10 protein-coding genes and 2 pseudogenes are annotated in these 16,729 nt (G+C 36.4%); 4 read left to right on the top strand and 8 right to left on the bottom strand.

From position 1 onward, the window contains the following. Positions 1-9 precede the first annotated feature (9 nt). Positions 10-1,023 (bottom strand): GTP 3',8-cyclase MoaA, encoded by a 1,014-nt coding sequence (gene moaA, locus ACQKNR_RS22850; RefSeq protein WP_427320872.1) that lies wholly within the window; start codon positions 1,021-1,023, stop codon positions 10-12. 383 nt (positions 1,024-1,406) lie between these two features. On the opposite strand from moaA, the gene ACQKNR_RS22845 reads away from it, so the two are divergent. Continuing rightward, entirely contained in the window at positions 1,407-2,099 is a 693-nt protein-coding gene (locus ACQKNR_RS22845) for a Crp/Fnr family transcriptional regulator (RefSeq protein WP_427320870.1), read from the top strand. A 121-nt stretch (positions 2,100-2,220) separates the two neighbouring features. On the opposite strand, the gene narI is transcribed toward ACQKNR_RS22845, so the two are convergent. The 6 genes from narI to ACQKNR_RS22815 all read right to left on the bottom strand — a co-directional run bounded on the left by narI (position 2,221) and on the right by ACQKNR_RS22815 (position 14,215). Beyond that, on the bottom strand, positions 2,221-2,910 hold the full coding sequence (gene narI / locus ACQKNR_RS22840) for a respiratory nitrate reductase subunit gamma (protein ID WP_427320868.1): 690 nt from the start codon (positions 2,908-2,910) through the stop codon (positions 2,221-2,223). 17 nt (positions 2,911-2,927) lie between these two features. Then, the gene (gene narJ, locus ACQKNR_RS22835; RefSeq protein ID WP_427320866.1) at positions 2,928-3,458 is read right to left on the bottom strand and encodes a nitrate reductase molybdenum cofactor assembly chaperone; all 531 of its coding nucleotides are present in this window, start codon (positions 3,456-3,458) and stop codon (positions 2,928-2,930) included. Between the two features lie 19 nt (positions 3,459-3,477). After that, positions 3,478-4,953, bottom strand: coding sequence for a nitrate reductase subunit beta (narH, locus tag ACQKNR_RS22830; protein WP_427320864.1), 1,476 nt, complete (start codon positions 4,951-4,953; stop codon positions 3,478-3,480). Then, entirely contained in the window at positions 4,943-8,626 is a 3,684-nt protein-coding gene (locus ACQKNR_RS22825; RefSeq protein WP_427320862.1) for a nitrate reductase subunit alpha, read from the bottom strand. Before ACQKNR_RS22825 ends, narH begins: the two co-directional genes overlap by 11 nt. Positions 8,627-9,977: 1,351 nt before the next feature. Continuing rightward, positions 9,978-13,127 carry a bifunctional cytochrome P450/NADPH--P450 reductase gene (locus ACQKNR_RS22820; RefSeq protein WP_427320860.1) on the bottom strand — a complete coding sequence of 1,050 codons (3,150 nt, stop codon included), beginning with the start codon at positions 13,125-13,127 and terminating at the stop codon, positions 9,978-9,980. A gap of 338 nt (positions 13,128-13,465) precedes the next feature. Then, entirely contained in the window at positions 13,466-14,215 is a 750-nt protein-coding gene (locus tag ACQKNR_RS22815) for an SDR family NAD(P)-dependent oxidoreductase (protein WP_427320858.1), read from the bottom strand. A 164-nt stretch (positions 14,216-14,379) separates the two neighbouring features. On the opposite strand from ACQKNR_RS22815, the gene ACQKNR_RS22810 reads away from it, so the two are divergent. Beyond that, positions 14,380-15,273 carry a LysR family transcriptional regulator gene (locus ACQKNR_RS22810; RefSeq protein ID WP_427320856.1) on the top strand — a complete coding sequence of 298 codons (894 nt, stop codon included), beginning with the start codon at positions 14,380-14,382 and terminating at the stop codon, positions 15,271-15,273. Positions 15,274-15,723: 450 nt separating this feature from the next. Here ACQKNR_RS22810 and ACQKNR_RS22805 read toward each other — a convergent pair. Beyond that, a pseudogene (locus ACQKNR_RS22805) lies at positions 15,724-15,807 on the bottom strand (IS6 family transposase); the annotation flags it as partial. Between the two features lie 246 nt (positions 15,808-16,053). On the opposite strand from ACQKNR_RS22805, the gene pssA reads away from it, so the two are divergent. Both pssA and ACQKNR_RS22795 read left to right on the top strand, forming a co-directional pair. Further along, positions 16,054-16,545, top strand: a complete 492-nt coding sequence (pssA, locus tag ACQKNR_RS22800; RefSeq protein WP_427320854.1) for a CDP-diacylglycerol--serine O-phosphatidyltransferase — start codon at positions 16,054-16,056, stop codon at positions 16,543-16,545. Between the two features lie 16 nt (positions 16,546-16,561). Continuing rightward, positions 16,562-16,663 (top strand): annotated as a pseudogene (locus tag ACQKNR_RS22795) (IS6 family transposase); the annotation flags it as partial. Positions 16,664-16,729: the final 66 nt, after the last annotated feature.

Here is a 16,729-nt window from a genome sequence, read left to right as displayed (position 1 = left end):
CTCCTTTCGTTATCCACCAATGTAAGACATTTCAACTTTTGGACGCTTATTTGTACTTTCAGCTGTTCTTTCATCTGAATAACGATCTTTCCTAAACTCCCATGTATGTTGTAGTATTTTTAGTAGTGAAGCATCAGAAATATTTTCTCGAAGAAGCGTTCGCAAATCCGTTCCTTTTGTTCCAAATAGGCACGTAAAAAACTTTCCGTCTGCCGAAATACGAGCTCTCGTACAAGAAGAACAAAATGACTCAGAAACAGAAGTAATAAATCCAACTTCTGCATCGCTCCCTACATATCGATACAATTTCGCTACTTCTCCAAAGTAACGAGGCTTTACGGGTTCAATAGGATATACACGATTAATTTTCTCTATTAATTGTTCCTTCGTAATGACTTGTTCAAAGTTCCATCCGTTCGTACTGCCCACATCCATAAACTCAATAAAACGGAGCTGAATTTCTTGTTCTTTAAAATACCGGGCCATAAAAAGAATTTGACTATCATTCATCCCTTTTTTTACGACCATATTTACCTTCACTTCTAATCCAGCTGCCTTTGCTGCTTCAATTCCTTTCAATACGGGTTTTGTACTTACATTTCGTCCATTAATTTTTTGGAAGACATGATCCTCTATCGCATCTAAACTAATATTTACACGTTTTAATCCCGCTTCTTTTAACGCCTTTGCTTGTTTTGCTAAATGAATACCGTTTGTTGTGAGTCCAATATCTGTTAAGCCTTCTAGCTTTGCAAGCCTTGCAATTAACTTCGGTAAATCTTTACGTAATAAAGGTTCACCGCCAGTAAGCCTAATTTTATGGGCTCCCATACTTATAAATAATCTCGCTAATCTTTCTATTTCATCGAACGTTAATAAAAACTCTTCCTGTAAAAAGGCGTATTCAGGTCCAAACACTTCAGCTGGCATACAGTATGTGCACCTAAAATTACAACGGTCAATAACTGAAATACGTAAATCTTGAAGTGGCCGCTTTAAAGAATCTTTCATCTTCTCGTGCATCTATATCCCTTCTTTTCTACTCAAATCCTAAGTAAGCTTTCAATTTTTTTATTTGCCTTCATTATAAAAAAGAAGCTACATATTCAATGTGACTTTTCTCACATTACTTTCCCCATTCAACAAATCTTCACAAATCCGTTCGAATTTTGTTCACATCTTTAGCCTCATCTACTTTACATATTGAATTTTTTATTGGTTATCTTTTTTAACTAAAAACTTAAAATCATTTGCCCCCTTACTTCAATTAACCCTTTAAAAATATTAAGTCGTTTCCCCTTACGATCATTGAAATTTCACTTTATTTTTAAAATAGCTCTTGCATTTTCATCATAATTACACTCAAAATAGGAAATGTATTGCTTATAAGAAGAAAGGTGATCGCTGTGGCAAACAGTATGACATTATCTCAAGATTTAAAGGAATTACTCGCATCTGTTGAATATAAAATGCAGATTAAAAAAGGAAGTTTTATTTTTCAAGAAGGTATGGAAGCAACAGAACTCTATATCATCCACTCAGGAAAAGTGCAAATTAGTAAACTAAGTGCTGACGGGCAAGAATTAACACTTCGTATTTGTTCGCAATATGACATTATCGGAGAATTAACATTGTTCACGGACAATGCGAAGTATTTATTAAATTCAAAATGCCTTGAAGATGTTGAAGTAGGAGTTATAAAGCGTGAAGCCTTAGAAAAAGCATTACTCCACAAACCCGCTCTTGTATTTGAATTTATGAAATGGATTAGTGAGCATTTAAGAAGAATGCAAACGAAATTCCGAGATTTAGTATTACACGGCAAAAAAGGTGCCCTGTATTCAACTCTCATTCGAATGACAAATAGTTATGGTGTGTTAAAAGAAAATGGGATTCTCATCGATTTACCATTAACGAATCAAGAACTTGCAAATTTCTGTGCAACTTCGCGCGAAAGTGTAAATCGAATGTTAAATGATCTGAAAAAACAAGGTACGATTTCTATTTATAAAGGAAAGATTACAATCCATGATTTACAATTTTTAAAATGTGAAATTGCTTGTGAAGATTGCTCTGCCTCTATTTGTAGCATCGAGTAGCATCTTATATAGATGCTACTCTTTTTTCATACACACAATTATTTCCTATATAAAAAAGACGAGGCCTTCCATTAGACCTCGTTTCATGTTAGCTGCCAGCTCCTATCCGTTTACAGCGGTATTATTTTTTCAATTCATTAGGAATACGTCTTCTGTAAATTACATAACTGCGACTTACATATTTAATTGGGGCACTAAAAACATGTACAAGTCTTGTAAACGGCCATACTGCGAAAAGCCCCATCGCTGCAATAATATGAATTTTAAACCATACAGGCACTTCCAACATATATTCAACTTTCGGTTGGAAAATAAAGAGACTTCGGAACCAAGGGCCGATCGTTGTACGATAATCGAACCCTTTTGAGTCAATATTTAAAAACGTTGAGGAAAGTCCTGCTAGCATAACGATAAGTAATAAAATAAGCGCAATATAATCTCCCGTTGTACTCGTTGCAATGATGCGTTTTACTGTTACACGGCGATACGTTAATATAATCAAACCGATAATAGAAGCAACACCTGCCGGAAGTCCGAAACTAATTGCTACTATATGATACATACGCTCTGAAATACCTATTGAGCGGTATACGGACTCTGGAATTAAAATCCCCATTACATGACCGCCAATTACGAACATTATCCCAAAATGGAATAACAGACTTCCGATTCGGAGCATTTTCTTCTCTAATAGTTCACTAGATTTTGATGTCCATCCAAATTGATCATAATTGTATCTGAAAATATGTCCACCGATAAAGATTGCAAAAATGATATAGGGAAACAACACCCATAGAAATTGATCCATCATTTTGACAACTCTCCTTTCTAATTTGTCTGTACACCCCATATATCGATAGCGAGGAGAACAGCTGCAAGAATTGGTTCATACATACTGTCTGCTTCTTTTAATTGAACGTGCAATGCTTGTATATTCTCCTTGTATTTACTCATAATTGGTTCACTATCTTGCTCATTTGCATTTGCAAAAAACTCAAGCAAAAGCGGTAAATAATCAGGGAGTTCTTTATCTGTTACTTCAAAACCAGATTTTTTATAATGCTGTTTTAACTCTAATAATTCAATACCTCTTTCTCTTTGTTCACCGGTGTTCATATAAGTAAGATACATATTTGTCTTTTTACCAAAATCGAATGTATATACGTAACAATCAATCAATTGATCATTCGTTTTATCCAGTGCTTGTTTTATAAATGCTGTAAGTGATGCTTTAACGTCTTCCTGTTCAATTGCTTCAATCTCTTCTTGTAATTCAGTTACAGCCTCTCTCCACCCTATTTCAGGGTAGGAGAGAAGGAATGAAGAACTTGAAAAAACAGTTTGTAAACTTTGTTTCATATTTTTCTGCCCCCTTTATTTAGGAAATTGTCGTACAAGAGCCTGGGCCACCTGCGAAGGAAAGACCACAACTTCCTTGTTCACTATATAAATCTGCAACTTGTTCGCGATGAGACGTCGGGATGACGAAGCGATCTTTATATTTCGCAATAGCAAGAAGACGATACATATCCTCTACATCTTCTTTCGTTAAACCGAGTTCTTTTAATACAGCTTCATTTGGTTCTTTATTAATTTGCAATGCTCTCATATGTGTTCGCATGACAGCCATTTTTTTCAATGTAAGACGAATGTGTGATTCATCTCCTGCAGTGAGTAAATTCGCTAAATATTGAATTGGAATACGCATATTATCAATAGCAGGGAAAATCTCTTCTGCTTGCCAGTTACTACCTTTCCCCTCCACCATATTCATAATTGGGCTAAGCGGCGGGATATACCAAACCATTGGCATTGTACGATACTCTGGATGAAGAGGAAGAGCAATTTTCCAATCGATAATCATTTTATAGATTGGGGACTCTTGTGCCGCTTTAATCCATTCTTCAGGAATCCCTTGTTTTTTCGCTTCAGCTGCTACTTCTGGATCATTTGGATCTAGGAAAACAGTAAGCTGAGATTCATATAAATCTTTTTCATTTTCAACGGAAGCCGCTTCTTTTACTTTGTCAGCGTCATATAGCATTACCCCAATATATCGAATACGTCCTACACATGTTTCCGAACAAATCGTTGGCATACCAGCTTCAATACGCGGGAAACACATTGTGCATTTTTCAGCTTTATTTGTTTGCCAGTTAAAATACACTTTTTTATACGGACAAGAAGATACGCAGAATCTCCAAGCACGACATGCATTTTGATCCACAAGTACAATCCCATCTTCTTCACGTTTATACATTGCACCAGATGGACAAGAAGATACGCAAGATGGATTCATACAATGTTCGCATATGCGTGGTAAATACATCATAAAGACATTTTCAAAATCCGTTTTAATTTCTTCTTCCATTTTCTTTACGTTCGGATCTTGTAATCCTGTTATATGTCCACCTGCTAAATCATCTTCCCAGTTTGGACCCCATTCAATTTTGTCGATAAACTCGCCTGTAATTGCTGATTTCGGACGAGCAACTGGTTGATGCTTACGTTGCGGGCTATTTGTTAATGTTTCATAATCATAGTTCCAAGGTTCAAAGTAATCATCAATTGTTGGTTGATCTGGATTGTGGAAAATATTCATAAGACGTTTCATTTTCGAACCGGACTTCAGCTGAATTTCACCATTTTTCAATTCCCATCCGCCTTTATATTTCTCCTGATCTTCCCATTGTTTCGGATAACCAATTCCAGGTTTCGTTTCTACGTTATTGAAGTACATATATTCAGCACCTGGACGATTTGTCCAGGTGTTTTTGCATGTTACGCTACAAGTATGGCAGCCGATGCATTTATCTAAGTTCATTACCATTCCGACTTGTGCTTTAATCTTCAAGCCAATCTACCTCCTTCAGTTTGCGAATTACAACATTTAAGTCGCGCTGGTTCCCAGTTGGACCATAATAGTTAAATCCATAGCTTAATTGACCATATCCACCAATCATATGTGTTGGTTTGACGTGAATTCGAGTTGGACTATTATGCGTTCCCCCGCGGTTACTTGTTAATTTCGTACCAGGTACGTTAATATGGCGATCTTGCGCATGGTGCATAAATGCCATTCCTCTCGGTATACGGTGCGTTACAACAGCGCGCGCTACAACAACACCGTTACGGTTAAAGCACTCGATCCAATCATTATCTGCAACGCCAGCTTCAGCAGCATCTTCTTTATTCATCCAAACGGTTGGCCCACCTCTAAACAGCGTTAACATCGGTAATGAATCGAAGTACATACTATGAATCGACCACTTATTATGCGGTGTTAAATAGTTTAGTGTAATCTCTTTTCCTTCTACTTCAGGCCGTGATTTACGGAACGGTTTATGTTGCAGAATTGGTTTAAATGTTGCCATCGTTTCACCAAATTCTTTCATCATGTCATGATCTAAGTAGAAAGATTGTCGACCAGTTATCGTTCTCCAAGGAATAAGACGTTCAACATTTGTTGTAAATGGTGAGTAACGTCGTCCACCTTTTTCAGAACCTGTAAAGGCTGGAGAAGTGATTACTGTTTTCGGCTGTGCTGTAATTTGTTCGAATGTGAAGCATTCTTCTTCACGTTCTTCTGCTAAATCACGTAGTTTTAAATCCGTTTGTTTTTCAAGTGCTTCCCATGCTTTTACAGCCATATGACCGTTTGTTGTAGAAGAAAGTGTTAATACCGCCTCAGCAGCATTGATTGCTTCTTTTATATCTGGGCAACCTTTCGCAATAGAATCAGTTCGAATAACTCCTAATCGACTCTTTAATTGCTCATATTCTTTTTCTGCAGACCAAGAAATCCCTTTCGTACCAATCGGCTGTTTCCCAGCATTTGGCCCAAGCGCTGTCATTTTGTCATAAATCGTTTTATAATCCCTTTCGACAACATGAATTTGCGGCATCGTTTTACCTGGAATTGGTTCACACTCGCCTTTGCTCCAATCTTTAATCTTGCCAAGTGGTTGCGCTAATTCTTGCGGTGTATCGTGAAGAAGTGGTGTTGCAACAACTTCTTTCATTGGTTCAAGATCAATTTTCTTCGCTAAATCTGACACAGCTTTAGAAAGAGAGGTAAAAATATCCCAATCAGAGCGTGCTTCCCACGGTGAACCGATTGCTGGATTAAATGGATGTACAAATGGATGCATATCTGTACTACTTAAATCGTGTTTTTCATACCAAGTTGAAGCAGGTAAGACGATATCAGAATAAAGCGCTGTTCCAGCCATACGGAAATCTAAATTAATGAGTAAATCAAGCTTCCCTTCTGGTGCGTCCTCATGCCACTTAATTTCTTCCGGTCGTAATGAATCACTATCGTCATTCATTAATCCGTTTGTTGTACCTAATAAATGTTTTAAGAAATATTCGTGGCCTTTACCAGAACTTGAAATTAAGTTGGCACGCCATACGAATAAATTGCGCGGGAAGTTATTTTTGTTATCTGGATCTTCAATCGCAAATTTCAGTTCTTTTTCTTTTAATTTTTGCGCAACGTATTTTCCGATTTCTTCTTGCGTTGTTGCACCAGCAGCAACAGCTTCTTTATATAATTCAATTCCATTTTTCTCGAATGTTGGATAGGAAGGTAACCAGCCAAGTCGTGCAGCTAATACGTTGTAATCACCGTGATGTTGATAACGAGAGTTGCCCTCAACTGGTGATGCTAAATGTCCAACAGGTGTATCTTCATAGCGCCATTGATCTGTTACGAAATAGAAGAAAGATGTACCGTTTTGTAATTTCGGTGGCCCTTGCCAATCTTTTGCCATCGCGATTGTTTGCCATCCTTCTGCTGGACGTAATTTTTCTTGCCCAACATAATGCGCCCAACCGCCGCCGTTTACACCTTGTGCCCCAACGAGAAGAACAAGATTTAAAACTGCGCGATAAATCGTATCAGAGTTAAACCAATGGTTAATACCAGCTCCAACAATAATCATCGAGCGACCATTTGTATTAACAGCATTTTGTGCAAACTCACGAGCGATTTGAATAATAAGCTCTCGTTTCACTCCTGTCATTTTTTCTTGCCATGCAGGTGTAAACGGTACATCATCATTGAAGTCTTTCGGTTCTTGTCCGCCGAGCCCTCGGTTCACGCCGTAATTTGCTAACGTTAAGTCGTATACAGTTGTAACGAACACTTCGCCTTCTTCTGTCGTAATTTTTTTTACTGGAATTGTACGTTCTAATATTGTATTTCCATCATCAGAGAAGTACGGAATTTGCACCGTGCCAACACTATCTTCCATTCCAAGTAAAGAAAGACGTGGATCAATCTTTTTACCTGTTTGTTCATCTTCTAAACGCAAGTTCCATTTCTTTTCGTTATCCCAACGTGACCCCATTGTGCCGTGAGGTGTTGCAAAATCATTCGTATTTTCGTTCCAAAGAACAGGCTTCCATTCTCCTAACTTTGTTTCGCGTCCAATATCAGAAGCATTTAAGAAACGATCAGCAACGAATTGGTCTCCTTTTTGTTTCAATGTGACAAAGAAAGGGAAATCGGTATATTGCTTCGCATACTTTGTGAAGTATTCCACTTGATTATCTACGTAAAATTCTTGTAAGATCACATGCCCCATTGCCATCGCAAGTGCACCGTCTGTACCTTGCTTCACACTAATCCAATCATCCGCAAACTTTGTAGATTCAGCAAAGTCAGGACTTACAGAAACAACTTTCGTTCCTTTATATCGAACCTCGGCTAAAAAGTGTGCATCTGGTGTTCTCGTCATCGGTACATTTGAACCCCATGTCATAATGTAGCCAGAGTTATACCAGTCACTACTTTCTGGTACATCAGTTTGATCGCCCCAAATTTGTGGAGAAGCTGGTGGTAAATCTGCGTACCAATCATAGAAGCTAAGCATTGGTCCACCCATAAGTTGCATAAAACGGCTACCAGCAGCATGACTTAACATCGACATAGCTGGAATTGGTGAGAAGCCAACATTTCTGTCTGGACCGTATTTAATTACTGTGTATAGTAATGAAGCAGAAACGAGTTGTAATACTTCATCCCAATTCGCTCGGATGAATCCCCCTTTACCACGTGCCTGCTTATACGCACGTGCTTTTTCTGGGTTTTCTACAATACCTTTCCAAGCGTCTAGTGGTGATTTATGATTTTGTAATTCCTCTTGCCACATATTCCAAAGAACACCACGTACATATGGATATTTCACACGAAGTGGACTATAAATGTACCAAGAAAAACTCGCCCCACGTGGACAACCTCGTGGTTCAAAATCAGGCATATCAGGACCTGTCGTTGGATAATTAAGCTCTTGCCCTTCCCACGTTACAATCCCATCTTTCACATAAATGTTCCAGCTACAAGAACCAGTACAGTTCACACCGTGTGTAGAACGGATTACTTTATCATGCTGCCAACGCTTTCTGTACACATTCTCCCATTCACGATCTTCATATGTTTCTTGTGTATGATTATCGTTATAACGATCTATTGGTGAAAAATATTTTAAACGTCTCATTAGTGCTGAAGGTTTCTTCTTCATACTGTTCACTCCTTTAATACGTCTCTCTTACATACCCTTACTATAAGAGAGGTTGTAAAATACAGATGTGACATTTCGCACAGTTCAAGAGATTGTCAAAAATTCAGTGGAAAATAAGTTTGAGAGAAAGTATTCGTAAATAAAGGTTTCTTTGCTCTCTTGTGAAGGTTTATGGCCAATCGTGATTATTAGGAGAATTAGTAAGTGGAGGAATCTTCTATCTTACAAAAGAAAAAACGTAGGAGAAGTTCCTACGTTTTTCTTTATAAATATATTAAAAAGAGTTTTGATATTATTTCAATAATGCTATAAGGATACGATTATAAATTGTATGTAAGGAATTTATTTTTTTCAACGATACGATTTTATATCAAGACATATTTTACATAAAACTAGAAATCATTATGTACTGTTTTACCCTTGGTTACGGCAACAATTATACTAGAAGCAATTTAGGTGGATATTCATGAAATTAAAAGTAGGATTTCCTTTGAGGACATAGAAATTATAAAATATATCACCATGTTTTTTTAACATATAAGTTTCTTCCTATTTATATAAGTTCTCAATATGAACGTATATAATACCATTACTAATTACCTCTTAGATTACTATCATACTGTAATAAAATGAAGGAACTCCTTTTCTTTAACATAAATTCTATTTTCCACTAAATGAATTAGAAAACGATAATAAAATTAGGAGGATTACGATGCCCCAGCTTGATTCATTACATCCCTAGGATTTCCATAACTACTTTTATAACTTTTCGTTATTTTTGATGTGCATATGCTATAGAAAGCAGTTTGTAAAAACACACTCAATTAATAGGAAATACATATAATATCCTGCGTTCCTCTATTTATAAAATGGATCTTGTCATGAGAGCACTTAATAAAGTGCTCTTTTTTAATTTACTTTTCCAGAAAATAGAATTATAAAGAATAATCTATCGTCATCATCCTGGAAATGTCGAATGAATTTTGCAACTTCGACATTTCTCAGGGCGTGACAGGCATTTTTTCTATTGGGTAGTAAGCATGGTAATAGATTGCATAAGGCTCGTTTGAAAGTTTTTCTTACCGAAAAATGCATCCGCTTTGTTCTCTATTTCTCTTAGCATTGCGTCATTTTTCACGAAGTGTTTCGCGGATTCTAACTACAATCTGAAGCGCGTTTTCCCCAGTGATTTCTTTAGCGACTCGTTCCAAAAGAATCTTTGTATAAACAGAAAATTCCCGCGTAAAACTATGGCACCTGACAAGGTTATTGCGGAGAAACTCGGAATATTCAGATGTGAAAGCACAACGAATATAATCAAATGGTGCAACGAGTAATAAAAAACTCCTAATCATCCCACCCAAACATCTTTAACATAATACTGCTTTTCTTCTAATTTTTGTAGCCATGCACGTGCTTCTGGCTCACTCACATTGTAAATATCAGAGTAACTTTTTATAAGCGTATTTTCTACATCAGGCGCCATCTTTCGTCCATCTCCGCATATATAGATGTGCGCACCTTGATTAAGTAACTTAATAACCATTTCAGCATCTTGTTTTATTAAGTGTTGAACGTATATTTTCTGCTGATTGTTCATTCGAGAGAAAGCTGTGTGAAGAACCACGAGTCCTTCTTTCTGTGTTTGCTCAAGTTCTTCTTGATATAGATAATCCTCTTTAGGTGAACGACACCCAAAATAGAGATGCGCTTCACCTAATGATTCACCATTAATTTTCATTGATTTTCGAGCTTGCAGAAAACCTCTAAACGGTGCAATTCCTGTTCCTGGCCCCACCATAATAATCGGGGTTTTAGGATTTTTCGGAAGTTCGAAGCCAGACTGTGAATTTGAAATAAAACATGTAATCGAATTACCTTCTTTAAGCTGGGCTAAATAGGTAGAAGCAATACCCTTGTATGTTCCGTTCCCACTCCATGCATTTTCTGCAACAACACTAACTGTAATACTTACTTTTTTATCATTAACCCTTGGCGAAGAAGAAATCGAATAATATCGTGGACGCAATACAGGAAGTAATTCTATAAAATTACTAAATTCCATTTCACATGCTGGATATTTCTCTAATAATTCAAGCATAGTTAATCGTCTGGATAAAACTTGCTCTTTATATGTCTGTTTTTCTAATAGCGCTTCTAGCTCCATTTTATGTGGTGGGCAAACCGTTTTTGCTATCACTGCACGTAATTGATTTCTTGTGACTGGCTCTTGAAGTTCTACAAATTGCAGTAACTCCTTTATTAAAATTGTGCGATTTAAAGGAAGATGTGCTAATTTTGCATTATCACCAGTTAAATGAATATAATCAGCTCCATTTAATTGAAAACGGGATAGTACACGATTTACTAGTTCTGGATAGTTTCTCGGAATCACCCCTAAATGATCCCCTTCTTTGTAAGTTACATTATTCGGTAAAGATAGTTCAAGGTGTCTTGTACTCCTTAAGCTACATGGTTGTTGCAATTCTTCATTCTTAATAATTTTCGTTGTAAAAGTAGGGTGCATTTTTGCTAAAGTCGTTTCCGCTTCACTGCCTACAAATTTAATAGAAAGAGTATAGTCACTTGTTTCACTTTCTTCTATGTCAAGCCTAAAGTGATCGGCTATATCGTTCCATAATTGTTCACGCCACTCTTCATAAACTTCACCAAAATCATCACTTGCATCTCCTTCTCCACGTCCTGTTAAACCCACAGCTCCTTTTTTAGCCAGTAGTTCATCAATCAAAGAAGGTACTTTTTGATATGTTGTGTTCCAGTTCTTATCACCACAACCAAATACTGCATACTGAACACCTTCCAATTCATGATTAGATGCGTTCTCCACCCACTCTACAAACTTTTTCGCATTATCAGGAGGATTACCGTTGTAAGAAGCACAAATTATCAATACAGCTCCTTCTTTTGGTAGACACCCCGCATAAGAATCTAATGGAGCAGCTTGTGCTGCAAATCCTTTAGAAAGAGCAATGTCTACTAAATCACGTGCTATCCCTTCTGCTGTTCCCATATTAGATCCATACAGTGCAAGTAATGGCGTTTTATGATCATTATTAATTACTTTGCTAACATCTTTTTCTGACTGCTCAATGGAAGGAGCAGGGATACTACCAAGAGGAATTCTTTTCGATACTGCTTTTACCGTAAACCCTTCCGGTTTTAGTGTTAAAGTTTCTTTAATATTTAACTCATAATCTGTATGATCATAAAAGTTAAAATGCTTTAAAATCATTCCAAGTACAAGGGCCGCTTCATGAAGTGCAAACTGCTGCCCTATACATGCACGTTGTCCGTTTCCAAAAGGCTTGAACGCATGTTCTGGAATCGTACTCATATTTTCAAATCTTTCTGGTCGGAATTCTTCTATATCTTGCCCCCAAATTGTCTTATCCCGATGAAGCTGAGGAATAAGCACTGTAACCTCATCCCCTTGCTTTAACGGATATTCCCCTCCAAGAATAGTGTCTTCTTTAGAATATAAAGAAAAAGCAGGCGCTGTAGGCCATAAACGAAGCGTTTCATTTAATACCATACTAATATATTTCAACTGTTTTACTTGTCTATAGGTTGGAACAGGATCAACCAATACACGGGTTGCCTCTTCTTCCGCCTTATGTAAAATGTGTCTATTTTTCACTAGGAAATAAAGCGCAAACGCCAATAGACCACTCGTTGTTTCATGACCTGCAATTAAAAATGTAATAATTTGATAGCGGATATTTTCATCATCTAACGATTCTCCTGTTTCCGGGTCTTTTCCATTTAACATATGAGCAAGCAGATCGTTCCCTTCCTCACCACTTATTTTCCGATCCTTGATAATTTTATCCACTAATTCATTCATGAACTGAATATCTTCTTGAAGTTGAAGGTTTCCCTTTTCATATAATGGGTCATTGGGATTCGTACGCTGTAATCGATTCATTGAATCTTCTAGCGCACGCACCATGCTCATTATAAACGGATGAGGCTGCTCACGATAGAAACTGTTAAAGCGGTAATTAAAACCACATAGTCCAATTGTATCAAGTGTTAACCGTGTCATATCTTCTGGCACATCAATATGCTCATCTGCATTTAAACGCTCCCATTTTTGAATCAACTGCACAGCAATATCTACCATCAGCGTATGATATCCCTTCATTGCTTGTTGACTAAAACTTGGCAGTAAAATATTATGAGCTTTTTTCCAATTTTTTTCGTGTGACCAACTTGTAAAAAGACCATCCCCAGTAAAACTTCGTACATTTTTAAGCGACTGGCTTAGATTCTTATCAAATCGCGATTCATCACATACTTCTTTAACTAATCGCTGACTAGATACATAGCGAGTAACTCGACTTGGTGTTTTGAAATGAAAAATTTCACCCATTTGATTACTAATTTTCAATATAGATTGAAGTGGTTTCTCTTTATTAAATAATGATAAATCACCAAAATCTCCATCTGTTTTAAATTCCGGTATTTCCTTTATTTCCACGTGTAATTCTCTCCTTCTTATGCAATCCTATGAATCAATGCTTATAGCCGCCCATAAAATATCCTCTATATCCTGAATCAACTTATCAATTAATTCTAAGCGCTTACTTTTAATCAACAGACAAATCTCTATAAAGCTCCAATCTTTTATATAAGCAGAGACGAGATTTTTAAACAGGCTTTGTCTTTTGGCGTACAATAAATAACATCGATTTCTGGTACCGTGTTATATTTATCCATACACGTTTACCTATATCTATCATTTGCAACAAAGCCTTCCCATGAATCTACAAGTTATTTATTTGTACTTAAAAACGTTTTAAGTTTTATAGCTCATGTTTATTTAAAAGATGCATATCCCTGATCAACCATAACAACGCTACCATTTACTGCACTTGCTTCTTCTAATGAAAGTAAATATACAGAATCCGCTATTTGTTGAGGGTGTGTTAAGTCATTACCCATTACCTTTGCTTTCATGGCCTCGATTTGACCTTGATCCTTATACCCCTGAATAATCGGTGTATCAACAATACCTGGTGCAATTGCTATTACACGGATACCATATTCAGCTAACTCTAACGCGGCTGATTTTGTCATCATAATAACAGCACCTTTTGTAGCATGATAAGCGTAAGTACCTGGAGAGGCTAGAATACCAAAAACAGAGGCAGTATTGATTATCACCCCTTTAATTCCTAATTCTCGCATTTTTTTACCCGCAGCAATAATACCGTGTGTAACGCCATGCTGGTTGACATTAATAATACGATGATACTCTCGCAAATCTTGATCTAAAACAAGAGTCGGTCTTCCGATGCCGGCATTATTAAACATAACATCAATTCTTCCGAAAACATGAACAGTCTTTTCTACTAATGCTTCAACATCTTCATATTTCGAGACATCTGTTTTAACGAAGATTGCCTCACCACCATTTTCTTGGATATATGCAACCGTTTCATATCCTAGCTCCTCATTGAAATCAGCAACTACAACTTGATCGCCTTTTCCGGCAAATTTCAGGGCTGCTTCTCTTCCTATTCCACTTGCTCCACCTGTAATAACAGCGACTCTTCTCATACTCATCGTTATTCCACTCCTTTGTTTTTCAAATAACAAAATTAGAATTTTATGATGCAAGTTACTATTTAAAAAATTATAATCATCTGTATTGTAACGTTATTTTAAATTTATTAAAATTTAGATATATTTACTAATAATTAAGTAATACTTAATAAGGAGATACCATAATGAATCTTGAACAAATGGAATACATCATTGAAGTAGCAAAAACCGGATCTTTCACAAAAGCAGCTCAAGAATCTCATGTTACTTTATCTGCAATAAGTCAATCTATTTCTCTACTTGAAACAGAACTTGGGTTGACGCTTTTTACTCGTTCACGTGGTTTAGGAGCGGTTCCAACTGCAGAAGGAAAGACGATTATTCGGAAAGCAAACGATATTTTGCTACAAGTGAAGGAATTAAAAGAAGAAGCGCAAATTTATAACAATACATTAAGTGGGGAATTAAAAATTGCAACGATACCAGGGCCTATGCATGTCTTAATAGATCTCGTGGCGAAGTTTAAAAAGGATCATCCGCACGTAAACATAAAAATTTATGAAAAGGGAAATAAAGAAATCTTAGATGATCTTCAACAAGGTAAGATTGATATTGGGTTTATCGCATTATCAGAAAAGCTGAGGGAAAAGTATACCTTTTTTTCATTTGAAAAATTATTAGAAATAAAGATTGTTGTTGGTGTAAATAAAAATTCACCACTTGCATTAGAAAGAACAATTACACCAGAACAATTGGTGAACCAGACTTTAGTCTTATATGACGATGAATATATTCGGGATAATATTAATGACTTGTTTTCCAAGTATGGAAAACCGAACATTCTTTTTATTTCAAATAATACACAGGCTATACAAAATGCGGTACATCAAGAGTTAGCCATTACGATTGGCGTAGATTACCCTTTCGTAAATAACCTAATAGATACAAAAAATGACATTATCTCTATTGAACTTGTAGTCCCCAACCTCCCCCCATTTTCGTATGGATGGGTACTTGGTAAGGACAAGCATCCATCACACATTTTAAAACAGTTTATTAATAGGCTGCATTTTGAATAACAATGGATTCTGGTGTTTTGACATTTTTGCATCAGGACCCATCAACTCCTTATGCTTAATTCCCATGTTTTATGCTCTTTCGCGTATAACATATAGTCTTTTATTTTCAATTAATTTATCAAGGTCATGTATTAAATTGGCTGCCATTCGAAGGAATTTAAGCCTTACACTTATGACTACTTGGTTAAGCCATCGATAAATTGTTCTGAAACGTCATTATATCTTAAAAGGAGCTCTCTTTATCAGAAGAGCTCCTTTTCTTATTTCTTCTTCTTTTCTGTCGGCTGGCTTTGTTTAGCGAAATTAGATGAATCATCGAAATTCGGTTGCTTTTTACCAGCATTATTACTTCTACCTTTTCCCATATGTAATCTACCTCCCTTCACACTTACTATTCCAAATGAAAAAATCTACTTGCATCCAAAAGAATTTTTTATTTGGTTCTTATTAAGTATGTTTATAAAATCCTTGTTCTTTTATTTTTTTGAGTACAAAAAGTAATGCCAGTGTTTTATCTGTTATTAAAACCGTTGGTCTTATCTACCAACCGGAGGAAAATACTTGACTACCCGAAACTTCAACTATCGGGGGCTAATATTCAACAAAGCATACCGAGAATAATCAAACATTTTTATACTCCAACATAACGTACAGGAAATCAGCTTTTCTCTTGTCTAAATTTACTTAGCGTACAGAGGTCATATATTTCTAAGAATAACGGAAGAATATATAGAAAATGCTACATAAATGTGAAGTTTGATTAACTTAGGGGGGACAACCTTGTTCAATCAGATAGTAAAAGCTGTACCCAATTTATTTACAATCGGAAATTTATTGTGCGGTGTTTTTTCAATTACCATGAATATGAGTGACTATTTAGTAGTAGCTTCCATTTTCATTTTCTTTTCAGCTGTTTTAGATCTTCTTGATGGAAGGATTGCGAGAAAATTAAAAGTGAACAGTGAGTTTGGTGTAGAATTGGATTCCTTAGCTGATATTGTTAGTTTCGGGGTTGCTCCTGCACTTTTATTTCATTCGATAGCAACACCATCTATTTTAACTTCTTTGGCATTTATCCTTTTCCCAACGATGGGTGCTTTAAGATTAGCTAAATTTAGTGTTAAACCAACCATTGGATATTTTAAGGGATTACCTATTCCAGCTGCTGGGTTACCATTGGCTGGTATGGGATTGTTTTCATATAGCAATGCATGGATTACATTAATCCTCGCTCTTTTAATGGTAAGTCCAATTAGATTTAAAAAACTTTAATTGGGATCCCGCCCATCGCCATGCTTCACGTACAATAAAAGGAATTGAAACGGTTCATACCCTATATAAACAAAGACGAAGTCTCCAATTGAACTGCACCCCAATTGTTGGACACTAACTAACAATTGGAGGTGTTTTTTTATGACCAAATTTACTGCGGAGGAAAAAATAGCTGCTGTTCAAT

It is taken from the genome of Bacillus sp. NPDC094077, from assembly GCF_050279465.1.
Taxonomy (GTDB): domain Bacteria; phylum Bacillota; class Bacilli; order Bacillales; family Bacillaceae_G; genus Bacillus_A.
Note: the sequence above shows the minus strand (reverse complement) of the source record. Positions and strands in the feature narration are given on the sequence as shown.

Bases quoted from the DNA above. Each gene is read 5' to 3' on its own strand.
- ACQKNR_RS22825 (WP_427320862.1), bottom strand. From the start codon at position 8,626: ATGAAGAAGAAACCTTCAGCACTAATGAGACGTTTAAAATATTTTTCA.
- moaA (WP_427320872.1), bottom strand. From the start codon at position 1,023: ATGCACGAGAAGATGAAAGATTCTTTAAAGCGGCCACTTCAAGATTTA.
- narI (WP_427320868.1), bottom strand. From the start codon at position 2,910: ATGATGGATCAATTTCTATGGGTGTTGTTTCCCTATATCATTTTTGCA.
- ACQKNR_RS22810 (WP_427320856.1), top strand. From the start codon at position 14,380: ATGAATCTTGAACAAATGGAATACATCATTGAAGTAGCAAAAACCGGA.
- narJ (WP_427320866.1), bottom strand. From the start codon at position 3,458: ATGAAACAAAGTTTACAAACTGTTTTTTCAAGTTCTTCATTCCTTCTC.
- ACQKNR_RS22815 (WP_427320858.1), bottom strand. From the start codon at position 14,215: ATGAGTATGAGAAGAGTCGCTGTTATTACAGGTGGAGCAAGTGGAATA.